Source organism: Cryobacterium sp. PH31-L1, assembly GCF_030063145.1.
Lineage (GTDB): Bacteria > Actinomycetota > Actinomycetes > Actinomycetales > Microbacteriaceae > Cryobacterium.
The window spans coordinates 12836-31690 of the sequence record NZ_JASISM010000008.1; the positions used below are offsets into that span (position 1 = coordinate 12836).

The window sequence follows — 18855 nt, forward strand, 5'->3', positions numbered from 1 at the left end:
TTGCACCGCCCACCCCGAACGGGAACGCCCGTAGACTCGGGGGAAACAACTGGGGGTGTCGCAATGTCAGCGACGACGATTTTCGGCTCGGACGGGATCGTGCCGAGCGGCATCGCGGTGACCGGGGTGAGCCGGGCATTCGGCAGCGTGTTCGCGCTGCTCGATGCGACCCTCACGGTACCGGCCGGGTCGGTCACGGCCCTGATCGGGCCGAACGGCTCGGGCAAGACCACGCTGCTGCTCATGCTTGCCACGCTGCTCACACCCGATGCGGGCAGCATTCGCATCAACGGTCACGACCCGGTCACCGAACCGGAACGCGTGCGCGCCCTGATGGGCTGGATGCCAGACACCCTCGGCTCCTGGCCAAGCCTCTCCGCCCGCGCAGCCCTGCAAACCACCGGTCGCATGTACCGCATGACCCGCGAGCAGGCCGCCGCGCGCGCCGACGCGCTGATCCTTCTGACCGACCTTACGGACTTCGCCGACCGCCCCTCGCGGGTGTTGTCACGGGGCCAGAAGCAACGACTGAGCCTGGCCAGGGCGCTCGTGCACTCCCCCAGCGTGCTGCTGCTCGACGAGCCGGCCTCCGGCCTCGACCCGGCAGCCCGCGCCGCGCTGCGCCAGCTGCTCCGCCGCCTGGCCAGTGAGGGCGCCGCCATCCTCGTCTCCAGTCACGTTCTCGCCGAGCTCGACGAGATGGCGGATGCCGCGGTGTACCTGTCCGACGGCCGGACCGCGAGCCCGGAGCAGGTGGCCGCGGCCGGCGCAAGCGCCAGGGCCTGGCGCATCCGCTCGCTTGATGACGCGGCGCTGGCCGGTGCGCTCGCCGCACCGGGCGTGGTCGGGGCGCTCGTGCAGGTGCTCGGCGTCGACCAGCTCGGCACCCTGGTGCAGGTGGAAAATGAAGCCTCGGCGGCCGCCCTGCTGCACAACCTGGTGCTGAGCGGGGTTCCGGTCTGCGACTTCGGCCCCGCCGTCGGCAACCTCGAACACACTTTTCTCGACCTCACCCGAGAGAGACCGGCACGACACAGTTCGATCGTCGTCAACCCGGAGGTAACCCCATGACCAAGCGCGTGTTCCTGACCGGACTCTGGCTCATTGTCACCCTGGAACTGCGCCAACGGGTGCGCGGCGTCTCCTGGTACGTGCTGCTCGGCATCTTCATGCTGCTCGTGGGAATCGTCACTTTTCTGCTCTGGCTGGCCACCTCGGCCTGGCTGTCCGGCGGCGGCGGCGTGTTCGGGGCCATCATCTTCTTCGTGCTGCTGCTCGGCACGCTGGTCTCGCCTGCGCTGTCCGGCAATGCGATCAACGGTGACCGGGATGCCGGCACCCTCGCCACCACGCAGGTCACGCTGATCGGCACCGGGCAGCTCGTGCTCGGCAAGTTTCTGGCCGCGTGGATCACAGCGCTCGCCTTTCTCGCTGCGGCGCTCCCCTTTCTCATCTTCGCCGTCGTTCTCGGCGAGGTCTCCCTCGGCACGATAAGCGTTTCCGTGCTCGTACTCGCCGCCGAGCTCGGGGTCATCGCTGCGGTCGGTGTCGGGCTGTCTGGCATCCTGACCCGGCCGCTGTTCTCCATCGTGCTGACCTATCTCCTGGTTGCGGCACTCAGCCTCGGCACGCTTATTGCCTTCGCTCTGCTCGGCACCGCCACCCAGCAGGACGCAACCAGCGTGAACTACCAGGTGGTGTCGTCGACCTACGACGAGCAAACCGGCAAGCAGTCGGACATCATCTGCTCCACCGCGCAGACCTCGACCTACCCGGTGCCGCGGTTTGACTACTACTGGTGGATTCTCGCCGCGAACCCCTACGTTGTGGTAGCGGATGCCTCGCCCGGCAGCTTCGACGAGAACGGTTCCCCGACCGACCTTTTCGGTCAGATCGCCGTCGGCGTGCGCGGCGCCCAGACACCCCCGGCGCTGTACTCGGAGTACAACGGCTGCGACGAAGCCGCCAACGGCTATTTCGACGAGGGAGCCTCCACCCGGCCGACCGCGCAGGAGACCTACGACGGTGCTGTGCCGAGCTGGTTCATCGGCCTCACCATGCACCTGCTGCTCGGCGCGGGCGCCCTGACGTGGGCCTGGCGCCGCACCCGCACCCCCGCGACGCACCTTCCCACCGGAAGCCGTATCGCCTAGACGTCAGGACGGGAAGGCGATGATTCCGGCGTCGAAGGCGTCGTCATCGACCGCGTTGTCTGCAGCTGCGGGGGCTTCCGCTCCGCGGATCTCCGCCTGCAGATCGCGCACGGCGCCGCGCAGGGCGCGTTCGGCATCAAGGCCCTGCGAGCGAGCCGACGCCACGATGGCCAGCAACAGCGGCCCGAGGTCGGCCTCGGACTCGATCGGAAGCGGGAAACCGGCATCCGCTTCGATTAGTCCGAGCTTCTCGGCCCGGCCGAGCACCTTGTCGGCGAGGGCCAGCGCCGGCATGCCGGCCGGAATACCGTCGAGCACGCTCGTGCGCCCCGGCTTCTCTTCGGCTTTGAAACCGTCCCAAGCGGCTGAGACTTCCTCCGCCGTCTCCAGCGTGACATCACCGAACACGTGCGGATGCCGCCCGACCATCTTCTCGGTCAGCCGGGCAGCGACATCCTGAATGTCGAAATTCTCGTCGGGCGTGTGCGCGGCCAGGTCGGCGTGAAAGAGCACCTGGTACAGCACATCACCGAGTTCTTCGAGCAGATCGTCGCGACTGCCGTCTTCGATCGCCTCGATCAGTTCGTGGGTCTCCTCGACCAGGTGGCGCACGAGCGAGGCGTGCGTCTGGTCGGCGTCCCACGGACATCCGCCAGGAGCGCGCAGCCGCGCCACGGTCGCGATGAGTATGTCGAGCGAGCTCGTCGGCACCTCGGGGTTCGATGCGGGGGAAGCGGAAAACACTGGGTTCGTCATGGTCGGCACTCCTGGATCGTCGTTTCAATCGTAGGCGGGCATACTGCCAGAGGGTCGCTCAGGTACGTCGTGTATTCTGGTTCACGGTGAGCCGGGAAGTCTGGTCGGCAGTTGCTTGTGCGCGCCCGAAACACCAGAGGATTCTCATGACCGAACCGTCCAATCTGCCCACTCCCCCAAAATCTGCACCGTCGACCACGACCATTCTGCGCCGCGGCAGCTACCGCGAGTTCGTGCGTATCTCCGGCATCCTGCGCAAGGAAACGGTTGGCGGGGCGATTCTGCTCGCCGCCACCGTGGCCGCGCTCATCATGGCCAACTCCGAATTCTCCGACGCCTACTACGCCTTTCGCGACTTCACGATCGGCTATGAGCCCTGGCACCTTCAGCTCAGCCTCGGCGCTTGGGCGGCCGATGGCCTGTTGGCGATCTTCTTCTTTCTGGCCGGCCTCGAGCTGAAACGTGAATTCGTGGCTGGTGACCTGCGCAGTGTGAACCGGGCCATTGTTCCGGTGGCCGCAGCGGTTGGTGGCGTGATCGTTCCGGCGGTCATCTACACGCTGATCAACCTCGACTCCGGCGCCGAAACGCTGCGCGGCTGGGCGATTCCCACCGCGACGGACATTGCGTTTGCCGTCGCCGTGCTCGCCGTCATTGGATCAAAGCTTCCGCCAGCGCTCCGCATCTTTCTGCTGACGCTCGCCGTCGTCGACGATTTGCTCGCGATTGCGATCATCGCTTTCTTCTACACCGCAGACATCGCCCTTCTGCCACTGCTGCTAGCGATTGTCGTGCTCGCGCTCTTCTGGATTCTGACCCACAAATTCTCCTATTTCTTCGGCACCCGAGCCTGGGCGGCGTGGGCGCTGCTGCTACCTCTCGGCGTCATCGTCTGGGCGCTGGTACATGGTTCCGGTATACACGCGACTGTCGCTGGAGTCCTGCTCGGATTCGCCGTCCCCGTTCTGCGCAGCAAACGCGGAGGCGGCCCCGATGCCGGCCCCGGGCTGGCTGAAACTCTCGAACACCGCATCCGCCCCTTGTCCAGCGGTATCGCCATCCCCGTGTTCGCCTTCTTTTCCGCCGGCGTCACAATCGGCGGTCTCGACGGCATGATTCGCGCCATCACCGATCCCGTTGCGCTGGGCATCGTAATCGCCCTCGTGGTCGGCAAGCCGATCGGCGTGCTCCTGGCGACCTTCATCGTCACCAAGACCACCAAGGCCACGCTCGACCCCGACCTGGCCTGGATTGACCTGATCGGCGTCTCACTACTGGCCGGAGTCGGCTTCACGGTCTCCCTGCTGATCAGCGAGCTGGCCTTCGGGCAGGGCAGCCCGCACGACGACCATGCCAAGGTCGCCATCCTGGTTGGGTCGTTGTTGGCCGCGCTACTGGCAACGGTCGTCCTCCGTGCGCGCAACCGCCACTACGGGCGTATCGCCGAGAAGGACGCACTGGACAGCGACAACGACGGCATTCCGGATGTCTACGAGACAGACGCGGCGTCGAAGGGCTAGCTGCCGGCGCGAACGCTCGGTACGGACGGCGGGAAGATCGCAGTGAGGAGCGTCTTGGTCCACTCGATCAGGGCGTTGTCATCGAGCGGCTCGCCGTTCGGCCGCGGCATCGGCACGCTGAGTGCGCCGGTGGCCGACACGTAACGCGAGCCGGGATACATCCGCTGTAAGCGCACCTGGAGCGAGTCGGCCAGGTCGGCCGGTGCCACCCGAAGGTTGGAGCCCATGGCCACGACCTCGCTGAGGTTGGCCTGCTGGGCCTGCCAGCGCAGCCGGGACACGGCCACCAGGTTCTGCACCGGCACGGGCGGTTCACCGTATCGGTCGGTGAGTTCGTCGAGCACGAGGTCGATCTGATCGTCGGTCGCGGTGGGCGAGCTCGCGCTGGAGAGTTTCTGGTACGCCTCGAGCCGCAACCGCTCACTGTCGACGAAGTCGTGCGGAATATGCGCGTCGACCGGCAGCTCCAGCCGCAGCTCGGTCTGCCCCTCGGCGACATCGCCGCGGAAGGTGCTGACGGCCTCACCGATCATGCGCAGGTACAGGTCGAAGCCGACGCCCGCGATGTGGCCGGCCTGCTCCCCGCCGAGCAGGTTGCCGGCCCCGCGAATCTCGAGGTCTTTCAGGGCCACCTGCATGCCGGCGCCGAGCTCGTTGTTCGCCGCAATGGTGGCGAGCCGGTCGTGCGCGGTCTCCGACAGCGGCTTGTTCTCGTCGTACAGAAAGTAAGCGTAGGCCCGTTCGCGCCCGCGACCGACCCGACCGCGCAGCTGGTGCAGCTGGCTCAGGCCGAACTTGTCGGCGCGGTCAATGATGATGGTATTGGCGTTATTGATGTCGAGGCCGGTCTCAATGATCGTGGTGCAGACCAGGATGTCGAACTTGCGCTCCCAGAAATCACCGACCACCTGTTCGAGCTGTGCCTCGGGCAGCTGTCCGTGTGCCACCGCGATGCGTGCCTCCGGCACGAGTTCGGCAATCTGCGCGGCCATGCGGTTGATGCTGGTCACCCGGTTGTGCACGAAGAAGATCTGGCCCTCGCGCAGCAGCTCACGACGGATGGCCGCGGCCACCTGCCGCTGCGAGTACGGCCCCACAAAGGTCAAAATGGGGTGTCGATCTTCGGGCGGAGTCGCCAGGGTCGACATCTCGCGGATGCCGGTGACCGCCATCTCGAGGGACCGCGGGATGGGCGTCGCACTCATCGCAAGAATGTCGACGTTGGTCTTGAGCTTCTTCAGCGCGTCCTTGTGTTCGACGCCGAACCGCTGCTCCTCGTCGATGATGACCAGGCCGAGATCTTTGAAGATGATCGACGGAGACAACAGCCGGTGCGTGCCGATGACGACATCGACGGTGCCGTCGAGCATGCCGGCGATCGTCTCCCGGGACTCCTTGTCGGTCTGAAACCGCGACAGTGCCCGCAGGTGAATGGGGAACCCGGCAAAGCGTTCCTTGAAAGTCTCCATGTGCTGGCTGACCAACAGGGTGGTCGGCACGAGCATGGCCACCTGCTTGCCGTCCTGCACGGCCTTGAACGCGGCGCGAATGGCCACCTCGGTCTTGCCGAAACCGACGTCACCGCTGAGCAGCCGGTCCATCGGAATGGGCCGTTCCATATCGGCCTTGACCTCATCGATCGTGGTCAGCTGGTCGGGCGTCTCCACGAACGGAAAGGCCTCTTCGAGCTCACGCTGCCACGGGGTGTCCGGCCCGAACGCGTGCCCCTTGCTGGCCATGCGCGCCGAATACAGTTTGACCAGCTCCACGGCGATGTCGCGCACCGCTTTGCGCGCCTTGGTCTTGGCACTCGACCAGTCGCTGCCGCCCATCTTGCTCAGGGTCGGCGCTTCACCGCCGACATAGCGGGTGACGAGGTCGAGCTGGTCGGTTGGCACGTACAGCCGATCGTCGGCGTGACCGCGCTTCGACGGCGCGTATTCCAGCACGAGGTATTCCCGGGTGGTCTTGACCGGGTTGCGCCCGCCGCTCGACACCTCCCGCTGGGTCAGTTCGAGAAAACGGCCGATACCGTGCGTCTGGTGCACCACGTGGTCGCCAGCCACCAGTTGCAGCGGGTCGACGACGTTCTTGCGGCGACTGGCGAGCTTCTTAATCTGGCGCGCGTCATAGCCGACGATGCGCCCGTAGAACTCGCTCTCGCTGATCAGCGCGAGCTTGTTCTGCGGCAGCTCAAACCCGTGATCGACGGATGCCTTCAGCAGGTAGGCGATACCCGGTTCCGGCTCCAGCGGCCACACGTCCACGACGCGCACCGGCAGTTCACGCTCGGCGAGCACCTGCGCCGCTCGTTCCACGAGGCCGACGCCCTGGGCGACGATGCCGACGACCCAACCGTCGTGCAGCCGGCTTGCGACGTGCCCGACGGCACCGTCGACACTCCCGGCGAAGGTGGGGACGGCATCCGCTTCGATGCGAATGGTGAGCAGTTCGTCCATCTCGAGGTGTTCAGGCAGGACGGGCGCGTCGGTCGGCGCGGCCTGAAAAGTGCTCAGGGTCCACCAGCTGTGACCGGAGGCCGGTGCCCCCGGCGCCGAGTACTTCACACTGTCGCGCAGGCGCCCGAGGGTGAGAAAATCGCCGGATTCGAGGTCGATCGGGGCGTCGGCACCGGCCGTGGCGGCACTCCACGCTGCACCGAGGAATTCGCGATTGGTTTCGGCGAGGCTGATCGCGCGACTCGCGACCCGCTCCGGCGAGATCACCGCAACGGCCGCGTTGGTCGGCAGGTAGTGCGTGACGGGAACCAGCCGGTCGACCAGGGCGGGAGCGAGGCTTTCCATGCCCTCGACCGGGATACCCTCGGCGATCTTGGCCAGCAGTCCGGCGAGGCTGGGAAACTCGTGCTGCATTTCCCGAGCACGCTGCCGCACGGCGGGGCTCAGCAGCAGCTCCCGGCTCGGCGGCAGGCTGACCGACTCGACCGATTCGGGCAGCGACCGTTGGTCGGCAACGCTGAACAGGCGGATCTGCTCGACCTCGTCGCCGAAGAACTCCACCCGGTAGGGGTGTACGGCGACCGGCGGAAACACGTCGAGGATGCCGCCGCGCACGGCGAACTCGCCGCGCCGGGTGACCATGTCGACCCGAGCATAGGCAACGTTGACCAGCTGCAGCACGATCGCCGCGAGGTCGTGTCCGCGCCCGCCGACCGTGAGGTCGATCGGTTCGTAGTCGGTGAGGTTGTCGGCGACCGGCTGCAGGGCGGCCCGCACGGAGGCGACGACGATAAGCGGATGCCGCTCACTCGCGTCTTGCTCCTGCCACTCGCGCATGCGGCGGAGAGCGTGCAGGCGCTTGCCCACGATCTCCGCGCTCGGGCTGAGCCGTTCGTGCGGCAGCGTTTCCCAGGCCGGAAAGTCAATGATCTCAGCGCTCGTGGCGAAGCAGCTGAGGTTCTCGCGCAGCGCCTCGGATTCGCGGCCGGTCGCGGTGATGACGAACAGGGCCTGGGCGTCGTCCCGGCGCAGGTCGAGCAGCGCCGCCAGCAGCGGGGCGCGCAGGCCCTCGGTCAGACTGAAATCAGCGTCCCGGCTGGCGTAGGCGAGGGCGTTATCGAACGTGGAGGCGCGCGCGAGCGCTGCGATTAAGCCCTGAAGGATCACTGAATGAGTCTACGCAGCCTAGGAGGGCGCGTGAAACTTCTGCTGGGCGGCCACGACGCCGTCGGAGGCGATCAGTTCGATCGCGTCGGCGGCATCCGCTATCAGGTTGGGCAGAATGCTGCGCTCGGCAGCGACAAAGTCGTGCAGCACGAAATCGGCCGGGTTCTGGCGACCGGGCGGACGCCCGATACCCATGCGAATTCGAATGAATTCGTTGGTTCCGGTGGCGGCGATGATGTCGCGCAGGCCGTTGTGACCGCCGTGACCGCCGCCGACCTTGATCTTGAGCGTGTCGAAGGGCAGGTCAAGGTCGTCGTGCACGACGATCAGCCGGGAGGCGGGCAGAGAATAGAAGCGCAGCAGCGCGGCGACCGGGCTGCCGGATACGTTCATGAACGTGGTGGGCTTGGCCAGCACCAGTTTGGGTCCACCGGGTGAGAGGCGACCCTCGGCGACGAGGGCGGCCGTTTTGTGACGCTTGAAGTTTGAGGTGAGACGGTCGGCGAGTTGTGCCGCCACCATCTGTCCGACGTTGTGCCGATTGCCGGCGTAGTCGGGCCCGGGGTTGCCGAGCCCGACTACGAGCCAGAGGTTCGTATCCAGGGGAATCCTCCGTCGTGGTGTGAGACAACCCCGGGTGAACCAGTTGATGAGGGCGACTGCTACGCGGCGGGCGTGGCGGCCGGCGTGCCGGCGGTGATGACCTCGGTCTCCTCATCCTCGGCTTCGCCACGCGGCGTGTGCACGTAGACGACGAGGGTGTCGGGGTCGGAAATGAGTACGGCACCGGCGGGCAGCGTGACGTCGGCGGCGTGAATCTGCGCGCCTTCCTCGAGACCTTCGATGGACACTTCGAGGTAGTCAGGGATGTCGGTGGCTTCAACCTCGAGCAGGAGCGACTTGGTGTCGAAATCTGCCATCGTGCCGGCGAAGGACTCGCCGGTCATGTGCACGGGAACCTCAACCTGAACCTTTTCACCCTTGCGCACGACGATGAGGTCGATGTGCTCGATGATGTACTTCACCGGGTCCTTCTGCACGTCCTTGACCAAAACGAGCTGTTTCTTGCCGGCGATGTCCAGTTCGAGGATCATGTTGGTGCGACGCAGCAGCAGGCCGATGCGGTGGGCGGGCAGCGACACGTGCACCGGCTCGGTGCCGTGGCCGTAGATGACGGCGGGGATCATGCCCAGCACGCGCAGCTTGCGGGCCGCGCCCTTGCCGAAGTTTTCGCGCAGTTCAGCGATGACGCTGTTTACTTCTTTGGCTTTAGCCATGATGTTTCTCCTTGCGGGGCTGAGCGCCCGGGTCGTCGTTCGCGGGCCGAAGCCCGCGTAGGTTGGGTATTCATTCAACTCGAACGCATGTCAGCGTGAGGAAAAGCCCAAGGCCTCGTCCGCCGCGTCGATAACGGATGCCGCCGGCCCAGAATGCAGGCACGACGTTATCCCTCGCCGAAGTTCGTCTCAATCTTACACAGTTCGAGCCACCCTTGCAGCCCGGGCGTGTCGTCCGCTTGCTCTACCAGTCGTGGACGGTACCGTCGGCCAGCCGGTTGAAGGGCAGATACGCCGTCTGGTACGGGTATCTGCCGGCCTCGTCCACGTTCAGCTCAACGCCCAGGCCCGGCTTGTTGCCGGGGTGCAGGTACCCGTCGGAAAAGCTGAAGGACTGTTCGAAAACGCTGTTGGTGGCGTCACCGTGCTGCATGTACTCCTGGATTCCAAAGTTGTGAATGGCCAGGTCGAGGTGCAGCGCCGCCGCCATGCCCACGGGGGAGATGTCGGTCGGGCCGTGAATGCCGGACTTGATCTGGTACTGCGCGGCATAGTCGAGAATCTTCTTCATGGGCGAGATACCGCCGGTGTGGGTGACCGCCGACCGCACATAATCAATGAGCTGTTCTTTGATCAGGGTCTGGTAGTCCCAGACCGTGTTGAAGACCTCACCGATCGCGAGCGGGGTGGTGGTGTGCGAGCGCACCAGCCGCAGGGCATCCTGATTTTCGGCCGGGGTGCAGTCTTCGAGCCAGAACAGGTCGTAGGGCTCGAGCGACTTGCCGAGTTTCGCGGCCTGGATCGGCGTCATCCGGTGGTGACCGTCGTGCAGCAGGGGCAGTTCGGCACCGAACTCACCGCGAACGCCCTCGAACACGGTCGGCAGGTGCCGCAGGTAAGCGCGCGTATCCCAGTCTTCTTCGGCGGGCCTGGCCGCGCGCTGCGCCGGTTCATAGTCGTAACGCTTGCCGCTGGTCTGGGTCTGCGCGGCGACGCCGTAGATGGCTTTCAGGCCGGGGATGGCGGTCTGCACCCGTATGGCTCGGTAGCCGAGCGCCTGGTGCTTGCGAATGGAATCGAACAGTTCGGGCAGATCCCGCCCAGAGGCGTGGCCGTAGGCAAGGATCTTGTCGCGGCTGGCTCCGCCGAGCAACTGGTAGAGCGGCATCCCGGCGGCCTGCGCTTTGAGGTCCCACAGCGCGACGTCGACGGCGGCAATCGCGGCCATGGTGACCGGACCCCGGCGCCAGTAGGCGCTGCGGTAGAGAAACTGCCAGGTGTCTTCGATGCGGTGGGCGTCGGCGCCGAGCAGCAGCGGCACGACGTGCTCCTGCAGGTAGGCCACCACGGCCAGTTCGCGGCCGTTCAGGGTGGCGTCACCGAGTCCGACGAGCCCGTCGTCGGTAGTGAGACGCAGGGTCACGAAATTACGATCCGGGCTGGTGACGACGACTTCTGCTCTGTCGATCTTCATGCGTTCTCCTTGGTCGTGCGGGTCGTCAATGGGGAGTTCGGCACCGTACGGGCCGTCACCACTCCGCGAGTGCGCCGTCGGCATGCCGCCAGATCGGCGAACGCCAGGTGTGCCCGCGCGAGTCGGCGGCCCGCACTGCGGCCTCGTCGATCTCAATGCCGAGACCGGGGCCGGTCAACAGTTCGATGTTGCCGTCGATGAATTTCAATGGCTCCTTGTCGAGCACGTAATCGAGTACTTCGGCGCCCTGGTTGTAGTGGATGCCGATGCTCTGCTCCTGAATGAGGTAGTTGGGAGTGGCGAAGCCCACCTGCAGGCAAGCGGCGAGCGCGATCGGGCCCAGCGGGCAGTGCGGGGCCAGCTGTACGTCGTACACCTCGGCCATCGCCGCGATGCGGCGTACTTCGGAGATCCCGCCGGCGTGGGAGAGGTCGGGCTGCGCCACGGCGATGCCGGCTTCGAACACCGGCAGAAAATCCTGCCGGGTGTAGAGCCGCTCCCCGGTCGCGATCGGAATCGAGGTGGCCTGGGCCAGCTGACCAATCAGGTGGGAATTCTCCGGGACAACCGGTTCTTCAATGAAGAACGGTCGCAGAGGTTCGAGCAGCGGCGCGATCCGGCGGGCATTGGCGAGCGTGAACCGACCGTGAAAGTCCACGGCCACATCGCGGTCGGGGCCGAGAACGGCGCGCGCTGCGGCGACTCGTTCGAGAACACCGTCGATTTCGGCGACCGTGCCAACCCGGCTCATAATGCCGGAGGCGTTCATCTTGACGGCGGTCAACCCCACGGCGATCTGCGCCGCGATCGCGTCAGTGATGCCGCTCGGGTCGTCGCCGCCGACCCAGCCGTACATGCGGATGCGATCGCGCACCGCGCCGCCGAGCAGCTGGTAGACCGGCACCCCGAGCGACTTGCCCTTGAGGTCCCACAGTGCCTGGTCGATGCCGGAGACGGCGCTGCCGAAGACGGGTCCGCCGCGGTAGAAACCGCTCTTGGTCAATACCTGCCAGTGGTCCTCAATGCGGTCGGGGTCGGCGCCGATGAGGTATTCCGCGAACTGTTCGACCACGGCGCGCACGGCATCCGAATGCCCTTCCAGGCTGGCTTCGCCCCAGCCGACGACGCCATCGCTGGTTTCGAGCCGCACGAACAACCACCGCGGTGCCACGAGAAAAGTTTCCACTCGTTCAATGTGTGACACGGGCAACCTCACCGCTTTCTGCTTCGGCGGCGAGAGCCGCAAGGATCCGTTCGACGATGGTGCCGGGCGGTTCGACGATGTCCACGGTCACGCCGCGTTCATCGTCTGTGCGCACCTCGAGCGTGTCGAACTGCGATTGCAGCAGCGCGGGAGGCATGAATTCGTGGGTGCGTGCGCGCAGCCGGGCGGCGATCAGGTCAATCGACCCTTCCGGATCAACCACGAACAGGTCGCCGGCGTGATCGCGCAACAGGTCGCGGTAACTGCGTTTGAGGGCAGAGCAGGCGATGACGATGCCGTTCGGGTAGTCCCCGGCCAGGCATCGCCCCACCTCGTGCAGCCACGGCAGCCGGTGTTCATCCTGCAGCGCGTTACCGGCGGCCATGACGGCCTTGTTCGCGGCGGGGTGCAGGGTATCGCCGTCGAGGAACCGGGCGCCGAGGCGCTCGGCGAGAAATTCACCGATGGTCGATTTGCCTGAGCCCTGCACACCCATGACGACGATCGGAGGAAGACCCACCCCTAGCCCTTGGTCGCACCGGCGGTGAGACCGGACACGATGTATTTCTGGGTGAACAGGGCGATGACCATGATCGGAACGGTGACCACGACGGCCGCCGCCATCAGGCTCCCCCAGTCGATGCTGGCATACGAGACGAAGTTGAAGATCGCCACCGGCAGGGTCTTGGTATTCGCTCCGGAGAGCACCAGCGCGAACATGAAGTTGTTCCACGAAAAGATAAAGGAGAGGATGCCGGCCGTCGCAAGTCCCGGAACCGACAGCGGCAGCGTGATCCGCAGGAAGGCTCCAATGTGGGTGAGGCCATCCACCTGCGCCTGCTCTTCCAACTCGAGCGGAGTCGAGTCGAAGTAGCTGATCATGATGTACACGATGAGTGGCAGGGCGACGAACATGTGCGAGAGAATCAGCACGCCGAAGCCGCCGACCATGCGCATGTTGGCGAAGATGAAGTACCACGGCACGAGCAGGCTGACGCCCGGAATGATGCGTGCCATGAGCACGACCAGCGCGGAGCGGTGCATCGCGAAACGACTCATCGCGTAGGCGGCCGGAACTCCGATGAGCAGGGAGAAGACCGTGGACAACAAGGCCACCCAGAAACTATTGAAAATGAATCCGAAATAGTTGTTGCGGCTGAGCACGTTGTCGTAGTTGTCGAACGTCGGAGTGAAGAACACGGTCTTGCTCGCGTCATAGATGTCGACGTTGGTCTTGAGCGAGGCGACGAACATCCAGATCAGCGGGGCGATGAACAGCAGCACCACCAGGGCGAGGGCGACGACCCGAAAGATTTTGTACGCTCGCGGTTTGCGGCGCCGCGGTGCGATCGCGACCGGGCGCGGTGTCTGGGTGACAGGACGGGCTGGCAGGGTCGTGGTCATGACCGGTTCGCCTTTCTGCGGTAGGTAAGTACCCACATGATCGCGATGATGAGCAGGAAGAACAGGATCAGCACGGTGGACGCGATCCCGTAGTCGTTGTAGTCGAAGCTCAGGCCGAAGGCATAAATGTTCAGCGTCTCGACTTCGTGGAATGACCCGCCGCCCTTGCCCTTGGTGGCATAGAGGATGTCGAAGGTCTTGAGGGCGTCGATTCCGCGAAGCACGATGGTCACGATGACGGTGGCGCGCAGCAGCGGCAGGGTGACGAACCAGAATCGCTGCCAGGCGTTGGCGCCGTCGATGCGGGCCGCTTCGTCAGGTTCGTCGGAGAGTGAGGTGAGGCCGGCGAGCAGCATCAGTACGACCATCGGCGTCCACTGCCAGATGTCGACGAACATGAGGGTCGGTAGGGCCGTGTACTGGCCGGACAGCCAGGGCTGGGCCGGAATACCGATCCAGCTGAGCACCTGGTTGGCGAAGCCGATGTTCGGGTCGAAGATGAGGCGCCACATCATGCCGACGGCGACCGGGGTGGCGACCAGGGGCAGCAGGATCGCGACGCGAACCCATTTCTCGCCGCGGAACGGGCGCCAGAGCAGCAGGGCGATGCACATACCGAGGATAAGCTCGATGACGAGTGCTCCGCCGGTGAAGACGAACGTGCGCATCACGGCGGGCCAGAAGCGATCCGTATCGGTGAGTACCTCGACGTAGTTGCTGAACCCGACCAGGTTGGATGCTGCGCGCACCGAGCCCTCGGAGTCCGTCACGCTGAGGTACAGCGTCCAGCCCAGCGGCACCGCGATGAGCAGCCCGACGAAGATCATGGCTGGGGAAGCGAAGAGCCACTTGCGATGACGGTTTGCCCAGGTGGAAGAGTTCTTCCACATTGAGGGCTTGGTGGTGACCATTGTGGTCATCGTTCACCTCACACTTGGTGTTGCACGTTCAGAAAGAAGGGGGTGGCAGGGCGGACGACCGCGTTGGGACATCCGCCCCGCCTCATTAATTCGGGCTATTCGTCGTCGAGGATTCCCTGGAACGCCTCGCTCGCAGCATCCGCTGCTGCGTCGGAGTCGCCGCCGGTGATGGCGATGACGATCGGGTCTCCCACGATCTCGCGCGCTTCGGGCACCTTGATGACGAGGGGGCGGTCATGACCGACACCGTTCTTGGTGCTCGTGGCGATCGCGGCGGCGAGGTCGGCCGGGTATGTCGACGTGCCCTCCGGGTCTTCCCAGACCGACTGGCGCGCACCGGGAACGCCGTCCTGCTGCACCTCCAAGGTCAGGTCCGCGCTGGTGGCCCATTCGATGAACGACCAGGCTTCATCCGTGTAGGCCGACTCCGCGTTGACGCCGAGTGCCCAGGACGGCACGTTGTAGGCGGCCGAACCGCCAGGACCGGCCGGCATCGGTGCGAAGCCGACGGTATCGGAGACCTTTGAGGTCTCGGGGTCGGTCGCGTTCTTGTAGAGACTGTCCGCCTCGGTGTAGAAGCCCGCCTGGCCCTGGGTGAAGATGGCCATGGCCTCTGGCCAGCTCATGTCTGTGCTCACGTTCTCGGGGCCGTAGTCGCGGATCAAGCCGCCGTAGAAGGCATAGGCCTCCTTGGCTTCCGGGCTGGCGATACCGGAGTTACCATCTTTATCGATGAAGTCACCGCCGAAGCTGTACAGAAAGCTGGAGAACTGGGTGACGGCAGCGGACTTGCCGGTGCGTGCGACAAAACCGGCCACGCCGGGATTTTGTTCCTTGATTGCCTTGGCCGCGGCTTCGAGCTCGTCCATGGTGGTCGGCACTTCGAGGCCGGCCTTGGCGAGGAGGTCCTTACGGTAGTACAGAACTTCCTGCTCGGTGATGATCGGTACGCCGACGACGTTGCCATCGTAGGTGGTCGACGCGACCGGTCCGGACTGGAAGTCGCTCCAGTTCCAGTCGGCGTTCGACTCGACGTTGCCGCTCAGGTCGGCCAGATAGCCGTTCTTCGCGAACAGCTTGCCCTCCTGAAGCGGACGATACATCATGACGTCGATCTCATCGGTACCCGCATTGAGCTTCACGTTGTACTGATCGGAGAGCTGGTCTTCGCCGTACTGGCTGAGCTCGACCGTGAGGCCGGTGGCCGCCTCAAACTCGGGCAGCTTGCTCTTGATCGTGTCGGTCCACACGTGGTTAGCCAGGGTCACCCGAAGAGTCTTCGAGCCCCCGTCATCACCGGCACCGGCACTGCACGCGGTAAGTGTGCCCGCCGCGAAGAATGTCGCTGCGACGATGGCCGCAACGCGAACAACTGAATGACGCTTCACTGTGTCTCCATTCGCAGAACCGGCGCTTTGAGCCACGGTTCCCAACAGAATGCATCTTTACATCTGTCTCGAAAGGAAACGCTACCGAATAAAGCATACTTATTCAAGTTTATTGCTGGAACGGTATGATCAACCGCATGACGCACACTGTGATGTCCGGGCCGGGCGCCGACCCGCTCGTCGACTTGCCCCAGAGTCTCGACGACGGAACCCCCTCGACCAGCCTGCACGCGCGCATAGTCGACCTGCTCGGTCTCGCCATTTGCGCCGGAGAGCTGGCAAGCAAGTCGGTCTTCCGCATCGAGGAACTCGAGGAACGATACGGTGTCTCCCGTTCCGTCGTGCGCGAAGCCATCCGCGTGCTCGCCTCCATGGGCATGCTTGCCTCTCGCCGTCGCGTCGGCGTTCAAATTCTGCCGGCCTCCGAGTGGAACCTGTATGACCCACAGGTCATCCGCTGGAGGCTCGCCTCGCCGGCCCGCATCGCCCAATTGCGTTCCCTGACCGAGCTGCGTACCGCCATTGAACCGCAGGCCGCCCGGCTCGCCGCCATCCGCGCTCCCCTGGCGGATGCCAGTGAGCTGATGGGGCTGGCCGGCAAGCTGTGGGCCGCCGGCCAGGCCGACGACCCCGAGGCCTTCCTCGTGCTCGACATCGAGTTTCACCGCCTGGTCCTGGCCAGTTCGGGCAACGAAATGTTCGCCAAGCTCAACACACTGGTGGCCGAGGTGCTGACCGGGCGCACGAATTACGGGCTGATGCCGCGGCATCCGCACAATGAGGCGCTGCAACTGCACGTCGATGTGGCCAGCGCGATTCAGCGCGGCAACCCGGAGGCAGCCCACGAAGCCATGCTCGGCATCATGGAACGCGCTTTCAACGAGATGAGTTCGATCTGGGACGGCAAATCAACGCAGTGAACCCGATCAAGCGTCTGTTGACCCCTGATTATGGGACCGACCGGCGTCGTGGACTACCCTTGACAGTGGTCTGTTGATCTCAGCCCCAAAGGAGAAAACGTGTCAGAGTCCGGTTCAGCACAGGCAAACATTGGTGTCGTGGGTCTGGCGGTGATGGGCTCGAACCTCGCCCGCAACCTCGCCGGCCGGGAAGGAAACACCGTCGCGGTCTACAACCGCTCTCCCGAACGCACCCGCCTGCTCACGACCGAGCACCCCGAGGCGAACTTCGTCGCCTCTGAGGACATCGCCGATTTCGTCGCCTCGCTGACCAAGCCGCGCACCGCCATCATCATGGTGCAGGCCGGCCGCGGCACCGACGCCGTCATCTCCCAGCTCTCTGAACTGTTCGAACCCGGCGACATCATCGTCGACGGCGGCAACGCCGAATTCACCGACACCATTCGTCGCGAAAAAGAGCAGAGCACCAAGGGCATCAACTTCGTCGGCGCCGGCATCTCCGGTGGCGAAGAGGGCGCCCTCAACGGCCCGAGCATCATGCCCGGCGGCTCGGTGGAGGCCTACAAGACTCTCGGCCCCATCCTTGAGTCCATCGCCGCTGTCGTCGACGGTGTGCCTTGCGTCACCCACATCGGCACCGACGGTGCCGGTCACTTCGTCAAGATGATCCACAACGGCATCGAATACGCCGACATGCAGCTCATCGCTGAAGCCTACGACCTGCTGCGTAAGGTCGGCGGGCACTCCCCCGAGGCCATCGCCGAGATCTTCACCGATTGGAACGGTGGGGAGCTCAATAGCTACCTGATCGAAATCACCGCGGAGATTCTGCGCCAGGTCGACTCGACGACCGGCGAACCCTTCATCGATGTCGTGCTCGACGAGGCAGGCTCCAAGGGAACCGGCGTCTGGACCGTACAGAACGCGCTCGACCTCGGCGTACCCGTCGGCGGCATCGCCGAAGCTGTCTTCGCCCGCTCGGTCTCCAGCCACCCGGAACAGCGCGGACCGGTGCGGGCCACCATCACGGCCCGCCCCGAAATCGCCGTCGTCGGCCACACCTTCCAGGAAGACGTGCGCCAGGCGCTCTACGCCTCGAAGATCGTCGCCTACGCGCAGGGATTCGACGCCATCATCGCCGGAGCGGCGAAATACAACTGGAACATCGACAAGGGCGCCATCGCCACCATCTGGCGCGGCGGCTGCATCATTCGCGCCCAGTTCCTCAACCGCATCGTTGACGCCTACGATAATGACCCGTCCATCCCGAGCCTGCTCGTGGACCCATACTTCGTCGAGGCCGTCGCCGCCGGCGAGGCTGCCTGGCGCCGAGTGGTCTCGACCGCCGCCCTGTCGGGCATCCCGGTTCCCGGTTTCGGCTCGAGCCTGAGCTACTTCGACTCGCTCGCAAGCGTTCGTCTGCCGGCCGCCCTCGTTCAGGGTCAGCGTGACTTCTTCGGGGCGCACACCTACCACCGCGTCGACATGCCCGGTACCTTCCATACCCTGTGGTCCGGCGACCGCACCGAGATCGCCACCGAGGCGTCGACGCACTAGCGGCCGTGTCGGCCGGCGGCATCCGCTTCTCACTCGCAGAGAACGGATGCCGCCGGCCGCTTCGTTTAACCGGGTCGCTTCACCGGGTCGCTTCACACCCAGGTCTGGGAGAATAGCGGTACCCATGACTGACAATCACCCCGAGCTCTCCGGCTACGAGCCGCACGACGACGACCGCCCCCTGCGCGGCAAGCACTTCACGACCATTCTGCGCGTCGTCGTGGTGCTCGGGCTGATCGCCCTGGTCGTGCCGGGCGTGCTCACGACCATGCGCGTCGCCTCCGACACCGCCAGCAACGCCTGTGTGACCGCGGTGGACCAGTACTATCCCTCAGCCGTGGACTTCGACGCGCGATTCGACTTCGCCGGGCCCGGCGGGTTCGGCTGGCAGTGCTACGCGATCGACCTGAACGAGCGCGAGACCTTCGTGACGCCGCTCGGCATCATTCCCTCCGCGCCGCGCCCGCTGGCCCCCGCCACGCGCACCTAGCGACTCTCCACGCACGCGTGATCATCCTCCACTCACGCTGGCCTCGCCGAGCTGTGAGTATTGAGCGTTTCAACGTCCCAAAACGCCCGTCAAGCTCACGGCTCGGCGACGGAAACTCACGGATCGCCAATCACGACTCACGGCTCGGCGAGGTGTCGGCGCGAAC

16 protein-coding genes are annotated in these 18855 nt (G+C 65.2%); 6 read left to right on the top strand and 10 right to left on the bottom strand.

Features of this window, described 5'->3' with window-relative positions; translation table 11 throughout:
• Positions 1-63: 63 nt before the first annotated feature.
• A complete protein-coding gene (locus tag QMF22_RS15055; RefSeq protein ID WP_283455072.1) occupies positions 64-1071 on the top strand; it encodes an ABC transporter ATP-binding protein in 1008 nt (335 codons plus the stop codon).
• Positions 1068-2153 (top strand): ABC transporter permease, encoded by a 1086-nt coding sequence (locus QMF22_RS15060; protein ID WP_283455073.1) that lies wholly within the window; start codon positions 1068-1070, stop codon positions 2151-2153. The genes QMF22_RS15055 and QMF22_RS15060 overlap by 4 nt, the downstream gene beginning before the upstream one ends.
• A gap of 3 nt (positions 2154-2156) precedes the next feature.
• Here the strand turns inward: QMF22_RS15060 and QMF22_RS15065 are convergent, their stop codons facing one another.
• Positions 2157-2909, bottom strand: a complete 753-nt coding sequence (locus tag QMF22_RS15065; RefSeq protein ID WP_283455075.1) for a nucleoside triphosphate pyrophosphohydrolase — start codon at positions 2907-2909, stop codon at positions 2157-2159.
• A 146-nt stretch (positions 2910-3055) separates the two neighbouring features.
• Here QMF22_RS15065 and nhaA point away from each other — a divergent pair, with 146 nt between their 5' ends.
• Complete coding sequence (gene nhaA / locus QMF22_RS15070; RefSeq protein WP_283455077.1) at positions 3056-4429, top strand: Na+/H+ antiporter NhaA; 1374 nt, start codon at positions 3056-3058, stop codon at positions 4427-4429.
• On the opposite strand, the gene mfd is transcribed toward nhaA, so the two are convergent.
• The 9 genes from mfd to QMF22_RS15115 all read right to left on the bottom strand — a co-directional run bounded on the left by mfd (position 4426) and on the right by QMF22_RS15115 (position 15722).
• A complete protein-coding gene (gene mfd / locus QMF22_RS15075) occupies positions 4426-8055 on the bottom strand; it encodes a transcription-repair coupling factor (protein WP_283455079.1) in 3630 nt (1209 codons plus the stop codon). The two genes, nhaA and mfd, sit on opposite strands and share 4 nt — an antisense overlap.
• 18 nt (positions 8056-8073) lie before the next feature.
• Positions 8074-8658, bottom strand: a complete 585-nt coding sequence (gene pth / locus QMF22_RS15080; protein WP_283455254.1) for an aminoacyl-tRNA hydrolase — start codon at positions 8656-8658, stop codon at positions 8074-8076.
• 59 nt (positions 8659-8717) lie between these two features.
• Positions 8718-9332 carry a 50S ribosomal protein L25/general stress protein Ctc gene (locus QMF22_RS15085; RefSeq protein WP_283455081.1) on the bottom strand — a complete coding sequence of 205 codons (615 nt, stop codon included), beginning with the start codon at positions 9330-9332 and terminating at the stop codon, positions 8718-8720.
• Positions 9333-9576: 244 nt separating this feature from the next.
• Positions 9577-10806, bottom strand: coding sequence for a D-mannonate dehydratase ManD (gene manD / locus QMF22_RS15090; RefSeq protein WP_283455083.1), 1230 nt, complete (start codon positions 10804-10806; stop codon positions 9577-9579).
• Positions 10807-10861: 55 nt separating this feature from the next.
• Positions 10862-12010, bottom strand: coding sequence for a galactonate dehydratase (gene dgoD, locus QMF22_RS15095; protein ID WP_283455085.1), 1149 nt, complete (start codon positions 12008-12010; stop codon positions 10862-10864).
• Positions 11997-12530 (bottom strand): gluconokinase, encoded by a 534-nt coding sequence (locus QMF22_RS15100; RefSeq protein ID WP_283455087.1) that lies wholly within the window; start codon positions 12528-12530, stop codon positions 11997-11999. Before QMF22_RS15100 ends, dgoD begins: the two co-directional genes overlap by 14 nt.
• A gap of 2 nt (positions 12531-12532) precedes the next feature.
• Positions 12533-13414: a carbohydrate ABC transporter permease gene (locus QMF22_RS15105; RefSeq protein ID WP_283455089.1), complete on the bottom strand. Its 882-nt coding sequence runs from the start codon at positions 13412-13414 to the stop codon at positions 12533-12535.
• Entirely contained in the window at positions 13411-14334 is a 924-nt protein-coding gene (locus QMF22_RS15110) for a carbohydrate ABC transporter permease (RefSeq protein ID WP_283455091.1), read from the bottom strand. Before QMF22_RS15110 ends, QMF22_RS15105 begins: the two co-directional genes overlap by 4 nt.
• Positions 14335-14429: 95 nt before the next feature.
• Positions 14430-15722: an ABC transporter substrate-binding protein gene (locus QMF22_RS15115; RefSeq protein ID WP_283455093.1), complete on the bottom strand. Its 1293-nt coding sequence runs from the start codon at positions 15720-15722 to the stop codon at positions 14430-14432.
• A gap of 137 nt (positions 15723-15859) precedes the next feature.
• On the opposite strand from QMF22_RS15115, the gene QMF22_RS15120 reads away from it, so the two are divergent.
• The 3 genes from QMF22_RS15120 to QMF22_RS15130 all read left to right on the top strand — a co-directional run bounded on the left by QMF22_RS15120 (position 15860) and on the right by QMF22_RS15130 (position 18689).
• Positions 15860-16642 (top strand): FadR/GntR family transcriptional regulator, encoded by a 783-nt coding sequence (locus QMF22_RS15120; RefSeq protein WP_283455095.1) that lies wholly within the window; start codon positions 15860-15862, stop codon positions 16640-16642.
• A gap of 99 nt (positions 16643-16741) precedes the next feature.
• Positions 16742-18199 (top strand): NADP-dependent phosphogluconate dehydrogenase, encoded by a 1458-nt coding sequence (gene gnd / locus QMF22_RS15125; RefSeq protein WP_283455097.1) that lies wholly within the window; start codon positions 16742-16744, stop codon positions 18197-18199.
• 124 nt (positions 18200-18323) lie between these two features.
• Complete coding sequence (locus QMF22_RS15130; protein WP_283455099.1) at positions 18324-18689, top strand: hypothetical protein; 366 nt, start codon at positions 18324-18326, stop codon at positions 18687-18689.
• Positions 18690-18855: the final 166 nt, after the last annotated feature.